This window comes from Cryobacterium suzukii (assembly GCF_004403185.1).
Classification (GTDB): domain Bacteria; phylum Actinomycetota; class Actinomycetes; order Actinomycetales; family Microbacteriaceae; genus Cryobacterium; species Cryobacterium suzukii.
On record NZ_SOHJ01000003.1, the window covers coordinates 248,429 to 265,462 of the forward strand.

18 protein-coding genes and 2 tRNA genes are annotated in these 17,034 nt (G+C 64.2%); 14 read left to right on the plus strand and 6 right to left on the minus strand.

The window, feature by feature from the left end; translation table 11 throughout:
* Window positions 1–40 precede the first annotated feature (40 nt).
* Together E3T39_RS04310 and E3T39_RS04315 are read left to right on the plus strand one after the other, a co-directional pair.
* Window positions 41–916, plus strand: coding sequence for a DNA-methyltransferase (locus E3T39_RS04310; RefSeq protein ID WP_134513488.1), 876 nt, complete (start codon window positions 41–43; stop codon window positions 914–916).
* 10 nt (window positions 917–926) lie between these two features.
* A complete protein-coding gene (locus E3T39_RS04315) occupies window positions 927–1,850 on the plus strand; it encodes an LLM class F420-dependent oxidoreductase (RefSeq protein ID WP_134513489.1) in 924 nt (307 codons plus the stop codon).
* Window positions 1,851–1,985: 135 nt separating this feature from the next.
* On the opposite strand, the gene E3T39_RS04320 is transcribed toward E3T39_RS04315, so the two are convergent.
* Window positions 1,986–3,401, minus strand: coding sequence for a GH1 family beta-glucosidase (locus tag E3T39_RS04320; protein ID WP_134513490.1), 1,416 nt, complete (start codon window positions 3,399–3,401; stop codon window positions 1,986–1,988).
* Window positions 3,402–3,594: 193 nt separating this feature from the next.
* Here E3T39_RS04320 and E3T39_RS16085 point away from each other — a divergent pair, with 193 nt between their 5' ends.
* Both E3T39_RS16085 and E3T39_RS04325 read left to right on the plus strand, forming a co-directional pair.
* Window positions 3,595–3,732: a hypothetical protein gene (locus tag E3T39_RS16085; RefSeq protein WP_158251779.1), complete on the plus strand. Its 138-nt coding sequence runs from the start codon at window positions 3,595–3,597 to the stop codon at window positions 3,730–3,732.
* A gap of 45 nt (window positions 3,733–3,777) precedes the next feature.
* The gene (locus tag E3T39_RS04325; protein ID WP_166784035.1) at window positions 3,778–4,482 is read left to right on the plus strand and encodes an amidase domain-containing protein; all 705 of its coding nucleotides are present in this window, start codon (window positions 3,778–3,780) and stop codon (window positions 4,480–4,482) included.
* On the opposite strand, the gene pgm is transcribed toward E3T39_RS04325, so the two are convergent.
* Window positions 4,479–6,095: a phosphoglucomutase (alpha-D-glucose-1,6-bisphosphate-dependent) gene (gene pgm / locus E3T39_RS04330; protein ID WP_134513492.1), complete on the minus strand. Its 1,617-nt coding sequence runs from the start codon at window positions 6,093–6,095 to the stop codon at window positions 4,479–4,481. The two genes, E3T39_RS04325 and pgm, sit on opposite strands and share 4 nt — an antisense overlap.
* A gap of 35 nt (window positions 6,096–6,130) precedes the next feature.
* On the opposite strand from pgm, the gene pheA reads away from it, so the two are divergent.
* Window positions 6,131–7,099, plus strand: coding sequence for a prephenate dehydratase (gene pheA, locus E3T39_RS04335; protein ID WP_134513493.1), 969 nt, complete (start codon window positions 6,131–6,133; stop codon window positions 7,097–7,099).
* Window positions 7,096–7,587, plus strand: coding sequence for a hypothetical protein (locus tag E3T39_RS04340; protein WP_134513494.1), 492 nt, complete (start codon window positions 7,096–7,098; stop codon window positions 7,585–7,587). Before pheA ends, E3T39_RS04340 begins: the two co-directional genes overlap by 4 nt.
* Window positions 7,588–7,668: 81 nt before the next feature.
* On the opposite strand, the gene E3T39_RS04345 is transcribed toward E3T39_RS04340, so the two are convergent.
* Window positions 7,669–8,652, minus strand: coding sequence for a diacylglycerol/lipid kinase family protein (locus tag E3T39_RS04345; protein WP_134513495.1), 984 nt, complete (start codon window positions 8,650–8,652; stop codon window positions 7,669–7,671).
* 63 nt (window positions 8,653–8,715) lie between these two features.
* Between E3T39_RS04345 and serS the strand changes: the two genes are divergently transcribed.
* The 5 genes from serS to E3T39_RS04370 all read left to right on the plus strand — a co-directional run bounded on the left by serS (window position 8,716) and on the right by E3T39_RS04370 (window position 12,566).
* Window positions 8,716–9,996 (plus strand): serine--tRNA ligase, encoded by a 1,281-nt coding sequence (serS, locus tag E3T39_RS04350; protein ID WP_134513496.1) that lies wholly within the window; start codon window positions 8,716–8,718, stop codon window positions 9,994–9,996.
* The gene (locus tag E3T39_RS04355; protein ID WP_255455911.1) at window positions 9,993–10,808 is read left to right on the plus strand and encodes an HAD family hydrolase; all 816 of its coding nucleotides are present in this window, start codon (window positions 9,993–9,995) and stop codon (window positions 10,806–10,808) included. The genes serS and E3T39_RS04355 overlap by 4 nt, the downstream gene beginning before the upstream one ends.
* Before the next feature lie 119 nt (window positions 10,809–10,927).
* Window positions 10,928–11,012: transfer RNA gene (locus E3T39_RS04360), tRNA-Ser, on the plus strand.
* A gap of 85 nt (window positions 11,013–11,097) precedes the next feature.
* Window positions 11,098–12,384 (plus strand): LCP family protein, encoded by a 1,287-nt coding sequence (locus E3T39_RS04365; protein ID WP_134513497.1) that lies wholly within the window; start codon window positions 11,098–11,100, stop codon window positions 12,382–12,384.
* Between the two features lie 91 nt (window positions 12,385–12,475).
* Window positions 12,476–12,566 (plus strand) — tRNA-Ser (locus E3T39_RS04370).
* Window positions 12,567–12,606: 40 nt separating this feature from the next.
* On the opposite strand, the gene E3T39_RS16530 is transcribed toward E3T39_RS04370, so the two are convergent.
* Together E3T39_RS16530 and E3T39_RS16260 are read right to left on the minus strand one after the other, a co-directional pair.
* Complete coding sequence (locus tag E3T39_RS16530) at window positions 12,607–12,846, minus strand: tyrosine-type recombinase/integrase (RefSeq protein WP_194085991.1); 240 nt, start codon at window positions 12,844–12,846, stop codon at window positions 12,607–12,609.
* On the minus strand, window positions 12,843–13,463 hold the full coding sequence (locus tag E3T39_RS16260) for a tyrosine-type recombinase/integrase (RefSeq protein WP_255455914.1): 621 nt from the start codon (window positions 13,461–13,463) through the stop codon (window positions 12,843–12,845). The genes E3T39_RS16530 and E3T39_RS16260 overlap by 4 nt, the downstream gene beginning before the upstream one ends.
* Between E3T39_RS16260 and E3T39_RS04380 the strand changes: the two genes are divergently transcribed.
* On the plus strand, window positions 13,371–13,919 hold the full coding sequence (locus E3T39_RS04380) for a hypothetical protein (RefSeq protein ID WP_166784023.1): 549 nt from the start codon (window positions 13,371–13,373) through the stop codon (window positions 13,917–13,919). The genes E3T39_RS16260 and E3T39_RS04380 overlap by 93 nt on opposite strands.
* Before the next feature lie 134 nt (window positions 13,920–14,053).
* Here the strand turns inward: E3T39_RS04380 and bla are convergent, their stop codons facing one another.
* A complete protein-coding gene (gene bla, locus E3T39_RS04385) occupies window positions 14,054–14,989 on the minus strand; it encodes a class A beta-lactamase (RefSeq protein ID WP_134513499.1) in 936 nt (311 codons plus the stop codon).
* A 375-nt stretch (window positions 14,990–15,364) separates the two neighbouring features.
* Between bla and E3T39_RS04390 the strand changes: the two genes are divergently transcribed.
* Both E3T39_RS04390 and E3T39_RS04395 read left to right on the plus strand, forming a co-directional pair.
* The gene (locus E3T39_RS04390; protein ID WP_134513500.1) at window positions 15,365–16,207 is read left to right on the plus strand and encodes an SDR family oxidoreductase; all 843 of its coding nucleotides are present in this window, start codon (window positions 15,365–15,367) and stop codon (window positions 16,205–16,207) included.
* Between the two features lie 337 nt (window positions 16,208–16,544).
* Window positions 16,545–16,796 (plus strand): PLDc N-terminal domain-containing protein, encoded by a 252-nt coding sequence (locus E3T39_RS04395; protein ID WP_134513501.1) that lies wholly within the window; start codon window positions 16,545–16,547, stop codon window positions 16,794–16,796.
* Window positions 16,797–17,034 lie beyond the last annotated feature (238 nt).

Genomic DNA, 17,034 nt, shown 5'->3' on the forward strand with positions numbered 1-17,034 from the left:
CTAAGCCGATTAGCGGCGCGCAGGCTGAAAGAATGGACACATGCCAAACGCGTGGACACCGACCAGCCCGAGCCGTGTCGTACACGCCAACAACCTTGAGGTGCTGCCGGGCCTGCCCGATGGCGCCTTCACCCTGATCTACCTCGACCCGCCGTTCAACACCGGCCGGTCACAGAAACGGCAGAGCACCACCTCCGTACGGTCGGTCTCCACCGACGGCTCGCACGCGGCCGGCACGATCACGGGATTCAAAGGTCAGCGGTACGAGCGCATCAAGGGTGACCTGCTCGGCTACGACGATCAGTTCGAGGATTATTGGGCCTTTCTGGAGCCGCGCCTGATTGAGGCCTGGCGCCTGCTCGCCGACGACGGCACGCTCTACCTGCACCTGGATTACCGCGAAGCGCACTATGCCAAGGTGCTGCTCGACGCCCTGTTCGGCCGGGAATGCTTTCTCAACGAACTCATCTGGGCCTACGACTACGGTGCGAAATCCAAGAACAAGTGGCCCACCAAGCACGACACAATTCTGGTCTACGTGAAGAATCCGGCCCGGTACTACTTTGACTCCACTACCGTCGACCGCGAGCCATACATGGCGCCCGGCCTGGTAACGCCCGAAAAAGTGGCGAAGGGAAAACTGCCGACGGATGTCTGGTGGCACACGATTGTCTCGCCCACCGGCAAGGAGAAAACCGGCTACCCCACGCAGAAACCGATCGGAATTCTGCGCCGCATCATCCAGGCATCCAGCCGCGAGGGTGACTGGGTGCTCGACTTCTTCGCCGGAAGTGGCACGACCGGCGCGGTCGCGGCAGCGCTCGACCGACGGTTCGTGCTCATCGACCAGAACCCGGAGGCCGTCGACGTGATGCGCGCTCGATTCGCGCCGGTGTCCGGCGTCGACTTTCTCTAAAGGAGAACTTATGAAATTCCGCATTTTCACCGAGCCCCAGCAGGGCGCAACGTACGACGACATCCTGGCCGTTGCCCAGACCACCGAACGGCTCGGCTTCGACGCCTTCTTCCGCAGCGACCATTACCAGGCCATGGGCGATGGTGACGGCCTGCCCGGTCCGACGGATGCCTGGACCACCCTGGCCGGGCTGGCGCGCGAGACGAAGCGCATCCGTTTGGGTACCCTCGTCTCGTCGGTGACCTATCGACCGCCGGGTATCCTGGCCATCCAGGTGGCGCAGGTCGACCAGATGTCGGGTGGCCGCGTGGAACTCGGCCTCGGTACCGGCTGGTTTGAGCAGGAGCACCTCGCCTACGGCATCCCCTTTCCGGCCAAGCGATTCGGCATGCTCGAGGAGCAGCTCGAGGTAATCACGGGGCTCTGGAACACGCCGGCCGGGCAGCGCTACGACTTTGCCGGCGAGCATTACACCCTCGTCGATTCGCCGGCGCTACCAAAGCCGGTGCAGGCGCGGGTGCCGGTGATCGTTGGTGGCGGCGGCGCCAAGCGCACCCCGAAACTTGCCGCCCGGTTCGCGACCGAGTTCAACCTGCCGTTCCCCGACTTCGCTGACATCGCGGCAAAGTTCGACGGCGTGCGGGCGGCTTGCGAAGCCATCGACCGCGACCCGGCCGAGCTGACCTATTCGGCCGCGCTGATCGCCGTCGGTGGCCACGACGAAACCGCGTTCACGCGCCGGGCTGCCGCGGTCGGCCGTGAGCCGGCCGAGCTGCGTGAGCATGGCCTGGCCGGCACCGCCTCCGAGATCGTCGACCGGCTCGGTACCCTCAGAGACTCCGGCGTCGAGTGCGTCTACCTGCAGATCATGGATATCTATGACCTCGACCACCTCTCCTGGCTCGCCGCCGAGGTGGTTCCGCAGCTGCGCTAGCTCGCCGGCGGCCGTTCAACGCTCGCGGCACTCGTTAGAGATGCTGGCACCCCCACCTAAGAGTGCCGCGATCGCCGACGAGTGCCGCGGGAAGCGAATGCTGCGAGCTGCCGGCATCCGCTCGCCTGCGGCCGCTCAGCCCGCGTGTGCCACCCGTAGGTGCTCGGCGAACATGCGTCCGCTGTCTTTCACCGTGCGCTCGAGCGTGTCGTAGTCGACCCGTACGATGCCGAAGCGCTTTTCGTAGCCATAGGACCATTCGAAGTTGTCGAGCAGCGACCAGACGAAGTACCCGCGCACGTCGGCGCCGGCCGCGATTGCCTCACCCACCTTGTTGATGTGCGCCACGATGTACTCCGTGCGTTCGGCGTCGTGCACGGCGCCATCGGCGCTCACCACGTCGTCGTAGGCCGCGCCGTTCTCGGTGACATAGAGCGGCGGAAGCCGGTCGTATTCCTTGCCGAGCCGCACGAGCAGCAGGCGCAGTCCGTCGGGGTTGACCTCCCAGTCCATTGCGGTGCGCGGCAGCCCGCGGCTGGGAAAGGTGATGTATTCGGATCCGATCCACGGCGATCCGACCGAACGCGCAGCGCCGCCGGCGTGAGAGTCGCTCGCCGAGGCATCCGCATGCCCGCTCACGAGGTCGTCGTGATAGTGGTTGACGCCGAGAAAGTCGAGCGGGGCGGCGATGATCTCGAGGTCGTCCGAGTGGATAACCTCGGCGAGTCCGAACGGCCCGAGGTCGCGGAGGGTGTCCTCGGGGTAGGCGCCATGCAGCAGCGGGTCGAGAAAGATGCGGTTCGCGAGTGAATCGAGCCGCCGGGCCGCCTCCACGTCGACCGGGTCGGTGGCATCGCGCGGCACGGCATTGGTGAGGTTGAGCGTGATCCCGAGGTTCTGGGCGCCCGCTGAGCGCAGCGCATTGACCGCCAGGCCGTGCGCGAGGTGCTGGTGGTGCACGGCAGCGATCGCCGCCCGGCCGTCTTGGCGGCCCGGCGCGTGCACGCCCGATCCGTAGCCGAGCAGCGAGGAGCAGAACGGTTCGTTGAAGGTTGTCCAGTGGGTGACCCGATCGCCGAGGGCGGAGTAGACATCCGTTGCATAGTCGACGAAACGGTAGGCGGTGTCGCGGTTGGCCCAGCCGCCCTTTTCCTCCAGGGCCTGCGGCAGGTCCCAGTGATACAGGGTGAGCCAGGGCAGAATACCCGCGCCGAGCAGTTCGTCGACGAGTCGGGAATAGAAGTCGAGCCCCTCGGGGTTCACGGCGCGGTCGCCCGGGCGTACCCGCGCCCAGCTCGTGGAAAAACGGTAGGAGTCGAGGCCGAGGGAGGCCATGACCTGCACGTCGGCGGGCATCCGGTGGTAATGATCCACGGCGGTCTCGAGGTCGTCGCCGCCCGCGATGGCGCCCGGAACCCGCGCGAACGCGTCCCAGATGGAGTCTTCCTTGCCGCCAGCATGACCGGCGCCCTCGATCTGCGCGGCGGCCGTCGCCGACCCCCAGAGAAATCCGTGCGGCCAGGAGAAGGGTGTGGGTTCGATCTGCGACATGACGTCACGCTATCCTGCCGTGCGGCATGCAACCAACGTTTTGAACCTTCCCCGTGAAGCCTGCGTGCATCAGTGCTGACCTCCGGTCGAAAGGGGCCTGCAATCGGGTGGAACCGCAGTCTTTGCCGGATATCTCCGCGGTTGTGCACGCGGCATCCAGAACTCTGATATTCGTCGCGGCTAAGCTCGAATCATGCTGCAGAACAACGAACCCACGGAAGCCGACCAGCGGCGTCTCCGCCGCCGGTTTTTGATCGGCGTCATCATCGTCGGAGTGCTTGTCGCCCTCGCGGCCATCGGGCTCTATTTGAGTGCCGCCTTCAATGCTTAGGCAGTCCACCATTCCCAGAAAAATCGAAGTGAGTACACAGTGCGGTTGACCCGGTGGCAGCTACTCGGCCTTACGTCGGCCGTCGGAGCGGTGCTCGCAGTCGGCGCGACCGCGCTCGTCGTGCAGGCCCTCGAGGGTTCCGCCGACTCTGCGAAGACCGCGCAGACAACGGATGCCGCCGCTCCCGCCGCAACGGAGCAACCGGCCCGCCCCACCCCCACCGAGTCTGCTGCTGCGGCGCCGGTCGCGGCAGCACCGGCTGTGAGCGCCGCGGTAACAGCCCAGGTGGATTACCTTCTCGCGCACTGGAGCCTCGAAAACTACAACTCCGCAGAGTGGGGAGTGCTCGGCGAGAATGACTGCGTCAACTTCGCCAGCCAGGCCATGATCGCCCGCGGCTGGACCATGGACGCTGTTTGGTCGAGTCCGAAGAACGGCAACGCGTACGAATCCTCAGCGGCCTGGCGCAGCTCCACCGCCTTCATGAAGTACATCGCGCAGACCGGCAAAGCCACCGCGCTGACCGATCAGCAGCGTGATCAGGTCAAGGTCGGTGACATCGCGCAATTCGATTGGGACAACACCGGCGACCGCGACCACACCGGCATTGTCACCAAGGTCGAGAAGGTCGGCGACACCGTCTCGATCTTCTTTGCCGGGCACACTTTGGATTCCGACTATCGCTCGGTCGACACGGCAATCACCGTGGAGCATCCGGGGGGAACGGCCTACTACTGGAGTGTTCCCTAGGCGATCGCGGCGTCGACGATGGCTTTGGCCTCGAGCTGAACCTGAGCCAGGTGCTCCGTTCCGAGGAAAGACTCGGCGTAGATCTTGTAAACGTCTTCGGTGCCGCTCGGCCGGGCCGCGAACCAGGCATTCTCGGTTGTGACCTTGACGCCGCCGATGGCAGCGCCGTTGCCGGGGGCAACGCTGAACGCGCCGGTGATCTTCTCGCCGGCCAGTTCAGTGGCCGTGATCATGGAACCGTCGAGTTTGGCCAGGGCGGCCTTCTGCGCGGGCGTGGCCGCGGCATCCACTCGGGCATACGAGGGAGCGCCGAAGTGCTCGGCCAGCTCGGCATAGCGCTGCGAGGGGGTCTTGCCGGTCACCGCGAGAATCTCGGAGGCGAGCAGGGCGAGCAGGATGCCGTCCTTATCGGTGGTCCAAACGGTGCCGTCGAAACGCACAAAGCTCGCGCCGGCGCTCTCTTCGCCGCCGAAAGCCACGGAACCGTCGATGAGGCCCGGCACGAACCATTTGAAGCCCACCGGCACCTCCCACAGGTCGCGGCCGAGAAAGCCGGTGACCCGGTCGATCATGGTCGATGAGACGAGGGTCTTGCCGACCGCGGCGTCGGGCTTCCAGCCTTCGCGGTGGCTGTACAGGTAGTCGATGGCGACGGCCAGAAAGTGGTTCGGGTTCATCAGACCACCGTCGGGGGTGACGATGCCGTGCCGGTCGGCGTCGGCGTCGTTGCCGGTGAGAATGTCGTACTCATCCTTGTGGGCGACAACGGATGCCATAACAGACGCACTCGAGGGATCCATCCGGATCTTTTCGTCCCAGTCCAGGGTCATGAATCGCCAGGTCGGGTCGACGGTTGGATTGACGACGACCAGGTCGATCTCGTAGCGGTCGCGGATGGCGCCCCAGTAGCCGACGCTCGCGCCGCCGAGCGGGTCGGCGCCGATGCGGATCCCGCTGGTGCGGATGGCCTGCATGTCGATGATGTTCTCGAGGTCGTTCACGTAATTGCCGCGAAAGTCGTAGGTTTCCAGGGCGCTGGGTTCGCTCATTAGCACGCCATCGAGGCCATTCGCAATGAGATCGTTGGCCCGATTGGCAATCCACGAGGTGGCATCGCTGTCGGCCGGACCGCCGTGCGGCGGGTTGTACTTGAAGCCGCCGTCCATCGGCGGGTTGTGGCTCGGGGTGACGACGATGCCGTCGGCCAGGTCGCCGTGCTCGGCGCGGTTGTAGGCCAAAATCGCGTGCGACAGGGAGGGGGTGGGCACGTAGTCGTCGAACTCGTCGACGAGCACGCGCACGCCGTTGGCGACGAGCACCTCGAGGGCGGTCGTGTAAGCCGGGCCGCTCAGGGCGTGCGGGTCGGTGCCGATGAACAGCGGCCCGGTGATGCCCTGCCCGGTGCGATATTCCACAATTGCCTGCGTCGTGGCACTGATGTGATCTTCGTTGAACGCGGTATTCAGTGAACTGCCGCGATGCCCGGAGGTGCCGAAGACGACCCGCTGGGCCGGCACCGCGACATCCGGTTTCAGGTCGTAATAGGCCTTGACCAGCCCATCAACGTCGATCAAATCAGATTCCTGGGCGCGGGTTCCTGCTCGTTGGCTCATGAGCACAGTCTGGCACCCCCAGTAGGCTGTGAGCCATGCCCGACTCGCCGTATCCGCCCCAGACCAAAGCGCAGACCCAGACTTACAGCTATCTCGGCCCGGCCGGCACCTTTACCGAAGCGGCGCTCGCCCAGGTGCCGGGCGCTCGCGGCCAGATCTGGCGTCCGGTCAACAATGTGGGCGAGGCCTTCGCCGATGTCGCGAGCGGCCGCAGCCTGGCGGCAATGATCGCCATCGAGAACTCGGTCGACGGCGGAGTCACGGCCACGCAGGATGCCCTCGCGAGCGTGCCGAACCTGCGCATCATCGGCGAATACCTGGTGCCGGTGAACTTCGTGCTCGTCGCCCGCCCCGGCACGGCCCTGGGCGACGTACGCGTCATCAACGCGCATCCGGTCGCCTATGGGCAGTGTCGCAACTGGCTCGAACGCACACTGCCGAGCCATGGCCACCTCCCAGCGTCGAGCAACGTCGCCGCCGCGTCTGCCCTCTTAGACAATGATCAAGCGGATGCCGCAATCGCCCCGCCCGGTATCGACAAGCACCACGAGCTCGTTGTTCTGGCGTCAGAAATCGGAGACAACCCGAACGCGGTCACCAGGTTCGTGCTGGTCGGACGCACCGCCGAGCTCACCGCGCCCACAGGCGCTGACAAGACCAGCCTCATCATCGAGCTGCCGAGCGACCGCTCCGGCGCACTGCTCGACATGCTCGAGCAGTTCGCCACCCGGGGCGTGAACCTCAGCCTGATTCAGTCACGGCCAATCGGTGATTCCCTCGGTCGCTATCGCTTCGTCGTCGACGCCGACGGTCATATTCTTGACGAGCGCGTCGCCGACGCCCTGCTCGGACTTCGCCGCTTCAGCCCGAAGGTGATCTTTCTCGGATCCTATCCGCGCGCAGACCAGCGCAAGATCGAGTTCACCTCCCGCTACGACGACGGCATCTTCATCGAGGCCCGCGACTGGTTGCGCGGCCTGATCGCGGGGGAGCCCACCAAATGACCGATGCGCGCTTTGACCCCAAGCACGATGCCCGCTATCAGCGCGGCTACGAGCCCGGTGACTCGGCGGATGCCGGTAGCTCGGCGATGACCGAGCTGTTCGCGCCCACCTCAAGAGATCAGCCGGCAGCATCCGTCGGCACAGACCGGCGCGACTCGGTCGCGCTCCCCGTGTTCGCAAACGGTGCACCTGACGATGGCGACCAAGTCGACCAGGTTGAGCCACTCAATCCGTTCATTATTGCCCTATGGGTGATCGGACCAGCACTCACCATTGGCGGGCTGGTGCTGCAAGTGCGCACAATTCTCGAGTCCTTCGGCAACTCGGGCTTCACGGGATCCTCGAGCGCCGAGCTGCCGATCGAAGTGGTGATGCAGCAGTTGGTCTGGCATCTCGCACCCGCAATGATCACAACCGGCCTGGCCACCACTGTCGGGCTGCTGTTTTTCCAGGCCCTGCGCTGGCGTTCCCGGGTGCCCCGCCGATAAGCACTCCGCTTGAGCGCGTGAGGGGGCGCAAATCGGCCAAATACCGGAGGCGGAAGGTCGATTTACGACCCCTCACAGCGATTAGGCCGGAACGCGCACGATGAGCGCGCCGGCATCGGCGTGCAGCCGCGCCTGGCGCACCAGCCCGAACTCGTCGCCGTCGAGTTCGAAATCTTGCGGGTGCTCGAGCGCGATACGAATGTCGGGTCCGCGCAAGGTCGTCATCACCCGCTCATTTGACGACTCCGTAGCCGCAATCATGCGCCGGCCGACCGCTGAGCGCCGCAGCACCCCGTTCTCCCACGTCACCCGCCGCCAGATAGTCAGCCAGCCGAGCACGCCCTTGGGCTGCAGCACGGCAATGTCCAGAATGCCGTCGTCGAGACGCGCATCCGGCAAAAACTGCAGGTTGCCCGGCAGCAGCCCACAGTTGGCAACGAGAATGGCGCTCACCTGCGCCGGCCGGTCCGTGCGCCCAGCAACGCTGTAGCGGATGCGAAACGGACGCGCTTTCGGAAGCGCTCGCGCCACCCCGTCGACATAGGCGAGCCAGCCCACCTGCCTCTTCAGATCGTCGCGGGTGTTGGCGATCATCTGCGCGTCGAGGCCGAGCCCGGCCATGACCAGGAAGACGTGCTCCTCCACGGCGCCAGCGTCGGTGGTCACGATGGCGACGCCGAGATCGATGGGCTTGTTGACACCGCTGAAAGCGATCGACGTTGCGGCGTCGATGCTGCCGAGCGGTAGCAGCAGGTTGCGGGCGAGCAGATTGCCGGTACCCGATGGAACGATGGCCATGGGTACGCCGGACTCGCGCAGCGCCTCGGCGACTGCCCGCACTGTGCCGTCACCGCCCGCCGAGAGCACCATGGCTGCGCCGGCATGGAGGGCCTGTTTCGTGGCTGCCTGACCGACATCGTCGATGGTCGTTTCAAACCATTGCGTCGCACCCCAACCGGCGGCCTGCTCCGCTGTGGTCACGCTCGCCCGCAACCTGGCGAGGTCGACTTTGACCGGGTTGTAGACGACGGCGGCGTGCCGGGCGAGGTTTTCGGAGGCGCTCACGAGGCCTAGGCTACTGGGTTGGCCTCGCGATTGCCCGGCGGAAGGCGCTTGTAGACTGGCCGGGTGATTGATCCGGTGCTGTTACGCGAAAACCCTGACCTCTTCAAGCGTTCGCAGGAGGCTCGCGGCGACTCCGTCGAGGCGGTCGATGCCGCGCTTGCCGCCGACGCGGAACGGCGATCGACCATCACGGCGTTCGAAGACCTGCGCGCCGCGCAGAACCTGTTCGGCAAGCGGGTAGCTTCGGCACCCGGCGCCGAGAAGAAGGCACTCGTCGCCGAAGCGCAAAGCCTCGCCGCCGAGGTGAAAGCCGCCGGAGTCGTCGCTGGCGATGCCGACGCCCGTTTCACCACGATCGTCAAAACCATCGCCAACCCCATCATCGACGGCGTTCCGGCCGGCGCCGAAGAAAACTTCGCGACCCTGCGCACCCACGGCGAGGCCCCGGTCTTCGACTTTGAGCCGCGCGACCACCTCGAGCTCGGCGAACTGCTCGGCGCCATCGACATGGCTCGCGGAGCCAAGGTGTCGGGAACCCGCTTCTACTTCTTGAAGGGCATCGGCGCCCGCCTCGAGATCGCCCTCATGAACATGGCGCTCGACCGGGCGCTCGAAGCCGGCTTCGTGCCGCTCATAACCCCCACTCTGGTGCGCCCAGAGATCATGGACGGCACCGGCTTTCTCGGCGAACACAATGACGAGGTCTATTACCTGCCCGCCGACGACCTCTACCTCACCGGCACGAGTGAAGTCGCGCTCGCCGGGTACCACAAGGACGAGATCCTCGACCTGTCCGAGGAGCCGCTGCGCTACGCCGGTTGGTCCACCTGCTACCGCCGCGAGGCCGGCTCGGGCGGAAAAGACACCCGCGGCATTATTCGCGTGCATCAGTTCAACAAGCTCGAAATGTTCACCTACGTGCTGCCCGAGAACGCCGAGGCCGAGCACGATCGCCTCGTCGCCCTGCAGGAGGGCATGCTGCAGTCGCTCGGCCTCAGCTACCGGGTGATCGACGTTGCTGCCGGTGACCTCGGCTCGAGCGCCGCCCGCAAGTTCGACATCGAGGCCTGGGTGCCCACCCAGAACGCATACCGTGAGCTCACCAGCACGAGCAACTGCACCACCTACCAGGCGCGCCGGTTGGACATCCGCTATCGGACCGATACGGGCAAGACCGCGCCCGTTGCCACCCTCAATGGCACGCTGGCGACCACTCGCTGGCTCGTCGCCATGCTCGAAACGCACCAGCAAGCGGATGGATCGGTGCGCGTTCCTGAGGCGCTGCGGCCCTACCTCGGCGGCCTTGAGGTGCTCACGCCGCTCCCCGTGAAGGGAACGAAGTGAGCTCGGTGGTAACAACCGAGCGGTGGCTCGTCGCCCTTGACATCGACGGCACGACGATGCACGAAGACGGCTCGATCAGCCAGGCTGTGATCGACGAGGTCGCCCGGCTTACCGCTGGTGGGCACGAGGTCATGCTGGCCACCGGGCGTTCCGCAGCAGCAGCCCTGCCGGTACTCGACCGACTCGGCATCTCACCGCGCTACGTGGTCTGCTCCAACGGCGCCATCACCATGCACCGTGACGCCTCAGCGCCCATGGGCTACCGCCGTGAATGGGTCGAAACCTTCGACCCCAGCGACGTGCTCACATCCATTCGCGCGCACCTCGGGGCGGCGCGGTTCGCCGTCGAGGACGAGCACGGCTTCTACCGCTACACCGAGCCGATTCCCGATGCCACTATCGGTATGGATAGCGAACGGGTTGATTTCGATGAGCTTCTGAAGCACCAGGCAACCCGCGTGGTCGTCATCTCCCCCGACCACGACATGGAGGATTTTCTCCAGGTGGTCGAGCGCATGGGGCTGAACCGGGTCAGCTACGCCATCGGATGGACAGCCTGGCTCGACATTGCCCCCGACGGCGTCAATAAGTCCACGGCGATGGAGCGGGTACGGGTGTCGCTTGGTGTTCCCCGCGACCGGGTGATGGCCGTCGGCGACGGTCGCAACGACATCGACATGCTGCAATGGGCCGCCGAATTCGGTCGCGGTGTAGCCATGGGGGAGTCGCCCGATGACGTTCTTGCCGCCGGATCGGAGATCACCGGCAACGTGGCAATCGACGGCCTCGCCACGGTGTTGCGCACGCTCTAAGCGGCATTCAGCCGTTTATCAGCCGGCTCTGTCAGCCTGAGCAGTCTGCCATCGGCTAGAATCGGGCCAGTTCGCCCAATTGTTTCCGCGTTGCATTTTGCGTGGGGCAAGGGCAACCGGGAGGGCTGTCCGAGCGGCCGATGGAGCCAGTCTTGAAAACTGGTGGGCAGAAATGTCTCGTGGGTTCGAATCCCACGCCCTCCGCAGCACCTGTTAAATGCACAACGACCGGCGTACAGTGATTGTCGCCTCAGGCCGGCCCAGCCAGCAACCCGATGAGAGGACATGAGTGAGCGACCAGCTTCGCCCCCGCTCGAACAGTTCACGGAACCTCAAAACCGTTGCACGTCACGGCCGACTGAAGAAGTCGAATGCTGCCGTTACGGTCGCGAAGTTTCTTGCCGGCAGCCTGGCTGTCGTTTTGGTCAGCGGGTTCTCCGTGGCGGCCATCGCCACCTACGACGTCGCCGTGAGCGTGCAGCCCAGCGTGCACCTCGCCAATGAGAGCAACGGCCCGGTCCCATCGATCGGCGCCATCGACGGCGGCGTGAACATGCTCATCGTCGGCAGTGACAGCCGAGTCGGGCAGGACGCAGCCTTCGGCCCCGAAGACTCCACCGGCGACCTCAACGACGTCACCATGCTGTTGCACATCTCCGAAGACCACAGCAACGCCTCGGTCATCAGCTTTCCCCGCGACCTGTACGTCCCGATCCCCTCCTGCCCCGACCCCGAGGGCGGCTCGTTCAGCGCCATGAGCAGCCAAAAGATCAACACCACGCTTAGCTACGGCGGCCTCGCCTGCACCGTGTTGACCGTTGAAAAGCTCACCGGACTCTCCATTCCCTTCGCGGCCGAAGCGCAGTTCAGCGGTGTCATGGCCATGTCCTCCGCCGTCGGCGGCGTGCCGGTCTGCGTGGCGGAGCGCATCGAAGACGAATACACCGGAACAATGCTCGATCCGGGCGAGCACGTGCTCGAGGGCTATGACGCGTTGCAATTTCTGCGCACCCGCCATGGCCTCGGCGATGGCAGCGACCTGACCCGCATCAACAACCAGCAGCTGTTCATGTCATCGCTCGTGCGCACCATCCAGAGCGCTGACACGCTCTCCGACCCCGCCAAGGTGTACGGCCTGGCCAAGGCGGTCACGGGCAACATGCGTCTGTCCGACAGTCTTAATAGCGTGACCACCCTCGCATCCATTGCCATCGCGCTGAAGGACATCGACCTCAACCAGGTCGTCTTTGCGCAGGTGCCCACCGGCAATGTGGCGGGCGGGGTGAAGGCCAGTCAGCCGGCCTTCGACGACCTGTTCGAGGCGGTCGCTGCCGATGAGCCGCTGACCCTGAGTGGAACCACCGGCACCGGCACCGTGGCCGACCCGAATGCTCCCGTCGAAGCGGCTCCCGCCCCGGCCGCGACCACTGATCCTTCCGTGGCAGCCGATCCGGCGGTCACTGAGGCGCCCGTGGCCACGGAAGCGCCCGGTGCTGTCCTGTCGAAGTCGGTGACCGGTCAGACGGCCGGTGACTACACCTGCACGGACGGTCGCCTGCTGAGCGAGCAAGGTTAGCCGGGCGCGAGCATCCGTTCTTTTCATGGTCAGAGCGGATGCCCGCAGTACGGCTAAGATGGACGAGTGTGTTTGCGCAAGCAGATGCCAAGGAGACGTCGCATAGTTCGGCTTAGTGCACCACCCTGCTAAGGTGGAGTACCCTTTACGGGGTACCGTGGGTTCAAATCCCACCGTCTCCGCAGCGATTTGGACCCCTGAATCCCATATAAACACTGGGAGTCAGGGGTTTTCCTTTGCCCCAAAATTCTGTTTTGGCAACATTTTGGCAACATTTGAAAAAATAGCGGCCTGATTCAAACGGTCTGCAACGGCGTCCAGGTCGTCATCGAAGAGGTCCGCGTAGGTGTCGAGGGTCATCGCTGCGGAGGCATTACCGAGCATCCGTTGCACCGCTTTGACGTTTGCGCCGACGCTCACAGCGAGACTTGCGGCCGTGTGGCGGAGGTCGTGAATTGTCATCCGTGGTAGGCCTGCGTCGTAAGTGCCGTCAGAAACCAGCTCCGCGTGCCCAGGCTTACCCGGGTGCGTTTGAGGTGGTTTCCGAATCGATCGGCGAAGACGAGAGCCGTTGCCGGCTTGTCTCGACATTCGTCACTCAGTCCGGGGAGCAGGAACGCGGGGAAGGGCACCGAGCGCACTTTGTAGGACTTCGGAGTTCCGACCTCTATCTGCGAACCGACCTCAACAGCGTTGCGATTGACGTTGATTCTGCGCTTGACAAAGTCGATGTCCTTGACCTGAAGCCCGATGGCTTCGCCCCAGCGGAGGCCGCAATACGCCATTATGAGAACGAGAGTTGCACGGTCGCCGGAGGCGGTCGCCAGCGCTGCGACCTGTCTGTGTGACAGGTAGGAGTTGGCTCGGCGGGTCGCTGGGGTGCGTTCCTCGCTGAGGTCGCCGGGGCCGGGCGGGGGGTGACAGCCGCACCTGACGCGAGTACCCTTAACGTCGCGCCAACGGCGGCGCGTGAGGCGGTACTCCCGATGTCTGCTTTTAAATCTCCGAAGATGCTTGGCGCGTTCGCGGTCGCGACCGCCGTATCCCTGCTCCTTACGGGCTGCCCTATTTCCGGGCAAACGACTAAGACCGCCGGGCAGACGATCGTGAAGTTTTTCGGCGCGCATGTCGACGAGTTCAAAGTCCTCGACGTCGCTGCCGCGAAAGCGAAGGTGAGCAGTACCGTGGACGAAGGTCTGAAGATTGCGGCGGTCGCTGACGCCCGCACGGCCGAGGTGAATGCGGTGTATGCGAACCAGCAACAGGACGAGGCGTTCCAGAAGGTGTGCAATATCGCTGTTGACTTCTCCGCACCCACCTACTCCGCGGATGAAGAAGATCAGACCGAGGCGAAGAAGCTGATGAGCGCGATGGCGGGGGAGTCCCCGACCAACAGCGTGAAGCAATGGTCGGAGCGTGTCGTCAACGCGTACGACGCCGTGTGGGGCGCACCGGATGCGCAGACTCAGGCTCAGCTGAAGCTTCTCCGCGACATAGAGGTATTCGGGTTCCAGCAGGCGTACTGCAGAGTCTGACGACGCACCTCAGGAGGTTCGGCTTGCGGGCAGCCGTTCTCGGGGTTGACGGGTACGTCTCCGCTCGAAGACGGAACTGTGCCGGCGGTGGTGCCCTAAAATTGTCCGATGCGCGATCGGCCGGACCTATCTCGTTAGCTTCGCTTATCGAGTAAGGCGACAGCCGCGCTTGCAGCTGCGGCCACGAGTGCGTCGTCGTATTCGGCATCTGCTTCGGTCCGCGAGGACATCACCGCGATCACGATCGGCGAACCGGAGGGCGGCCAGATAACGGCGATATCGTTGCGAGTGCCGTACGCTGCTGCACCAGACTTGTCGCCTACCGTCCAACCCTGTGGTGTCCCCGCGCGCACGAGAGTATCTCCCAGGGAGTGATCGATCAACCACGTTGTGAGCAGTTCACGCTCCTCACCCGAGAGAACGTCGCCCAAGACATAGGTACGTAGATCCATAGTCAGCGCCCGCGGCGTGGTGGTATCGCGGCGGTCGCCGGGAACCCATTCGTTCAGGGAAGGCTCTGTCCGAGTCGCTTCTGTCGTGTCGTCTCCAATGCGGGACAGGGCGGAGTCGAAACCGGCGGGACCGCCGAGATGCTCAACCACGAGATTTGCGGCCGTGTTGTCACTGTGCTGTACCGATGCAGCGGCGAGCTCGCCCAACGTCATTGACGCACCAACATGTTGTTGTGTTTGTGGCGAAGAGCTGACGATGTCTTCCGCAGCAACATCTACATCGGCGCTTAAGCCAGCGATGCCGACGCTATCCAGAAGCGCAGCGGCACTGAGCGCTTTGCTCGTAGAAGCGAAGGCGAATCGTTCGTCCGAACGCCACACAACTTCCTCGCCCGTGCCGGTATCTACGGCGTAGACGCCCAGTCGGGCGTCGTGTGCAGCCTCCAAATTGGTAAATTTTGCATCGGCGTTCGCGGAGCTCTTAGCTGTCTGCGTCGAAGCCGCCGGCGAGGGCACCGCTCGGGGCGAAGTTGCAGGGGCACATCCTGAAAGCAAAAATGCGAACACAGTAGCCGTCGCAATGGCAGACGTTTTTCTGAGAGAAGTCGGACGGGCCATGGCGTGTTCTCCTGATTGTTCACAGCGCACCGTGCCGCCAAGAGCATCGAGCCTGAGCGGGGGTGTCGCAAAAGATCAGACTTTACACGAGACCGTGCCAGAGAACGGTGATAAAACTCGTGGGAATTTGGGAAGGCCTTGCGGGCGGGGTGTCCGCGTGGTTTCCGGACCTGATGATCGCCTGCCTGCCTGCAGGAGTGCGTCGACGTAGTCGCCGTCTATCGCATAACCGAGGTGTCTCGTTCCAATCAGTGTGGCGAAATGGCGTCAAAGGAGGAGCTCAAGACTTGGCTCAATGGTCTAAGCAATAATGCGCAGGTACCCTATCAAGACCTGACATTCCACGTTGGGCACCGACAAATAACGGAGGCGGACATGGCCAAGACTTGGTTCATCACGGGAACATCCAGCGGTTTCGGCCGGCACCTCTCCGAGCTGTTGTTGGAGCGCGGTGATCGTGTGGCGGCGACGTTGCGCAACCCCAGCCGATTGGACGCTCTTGCCGAAAAGTACGGTGACCGCTTGTGGGTCAGAGAACTGGACGTTACTGACACGGCTGCCATGCGGCGGGTTGTCGACGAGGCATTCGCTGACTTGGGACGGATCGACGTGATCATCTCCAACGCAGGCTACGGCCTGCTCGGTGCCGCCGAGGAATTGCGCGACGACCAGATCGATCGGCAGCTCGCCACCAACCTGGTCGCGCCCATTCAGCTCGCCCGGGCAGTGACCCCACACCTTCGAGCCCAGGGCGGCGGACGGTTCCTGCAGGTGTCGAGCATGGGCGGCCACCTGACGTTCCCCGGATTCTCGATGTACCACACGTCCAAGTGGGGCGTGGAGGGGTTCTTCGACTCCTTCGCCAAGGAAGTGGCACCGTTTGGCATTCTGACCACCTTGATCGAGCCCGGAGTGATCGGGACCGACTTTTTCGAACCCGGCGGCTCCAGTGATATTGCTCCCGCAATGGAGATCTACGCGGGGAGCCCCGCGGCGTGGTTTCGCGAGGGAGTTACCGATCCGAAGGCGATGCCCGGGGACCCGATCCGCACAGCGCAGGCGATGATCGACGTCGGTGATGCTGAAAACCCGCCGAACCGTCAGCTGCTCGGTTCCGACGCCTACGTCGCGATCCGGGATGCCATGGCCGAGCGGATGCGGGTCTTCGAGTCCGGTCTTGACTTGGCCAGAACCGCAGACCGTGACGGAGCCTCGTGAGCGGCGATGCCACTTTTCCTACTGGTTTGAAGACCACGGACTAAGCCGCCGGCAGTAGGGCACATTACCGGCAGCCGGGGCACCGCCGGCAGTGGCACGTCGCCGACATCGTCACATGACGGCTGTCGTGTACCAAGTTAAGACACTATCGCGCCATCAATGTTGGCGGCGCTGCGGTGGCGACATTGTCGCCGCGGGTTAGCCAGCTTCGACTGGCTAGAGGCGAACCATGTCCCGTAGAGGGTTCGGCTTACGGGCTGCCCACGCTTAGCAGAGGGCTTGACCGTTGCCGCCAGTACCGTTGCCGCTCGCAGAACCTTCGCCGTAAGCTGACGATATGGGCAACTCCATTAATCCAATCATTCCAGTCGGGTACGACCTCGCGTGGACTATGTTCTCGGTTCTGGTCATTGCCCTGGTCGTCGTAGCGCTTGTCTCGATGGCTCGAACCGCTAAACGCCTTACCTCAGCGCAAGCCATGATCTGGGCGCTCGTGACGATTTTCGTGCCGGTCGTCGGTCCGCTGGCATGGCTGTCTATTGGACGTCGATCAGGTCTCGCCCAGGTGCAGCCGAACACAGATTTGTAGCCGTTCCGCGGCACCGGGAGCACCGTGTCGCGTAGGACGCAGTGTCTTCCAAAGACCTCCAACGTCTGGCGGAGGGCCTGGCGAATTCAGGCGGGTCTTCGCGTTAGTGTTCGATCTCTGAATTGTGCGCCCGCAAGACGTTCGGCGGATTCAACCGGTCGTCGCAACACTCCCATTTGTGAGGTGTTGTACGTGTGGTCGAAGTATGAGTTGGTGGAGAAGCAGGCGCGGTTCTGGG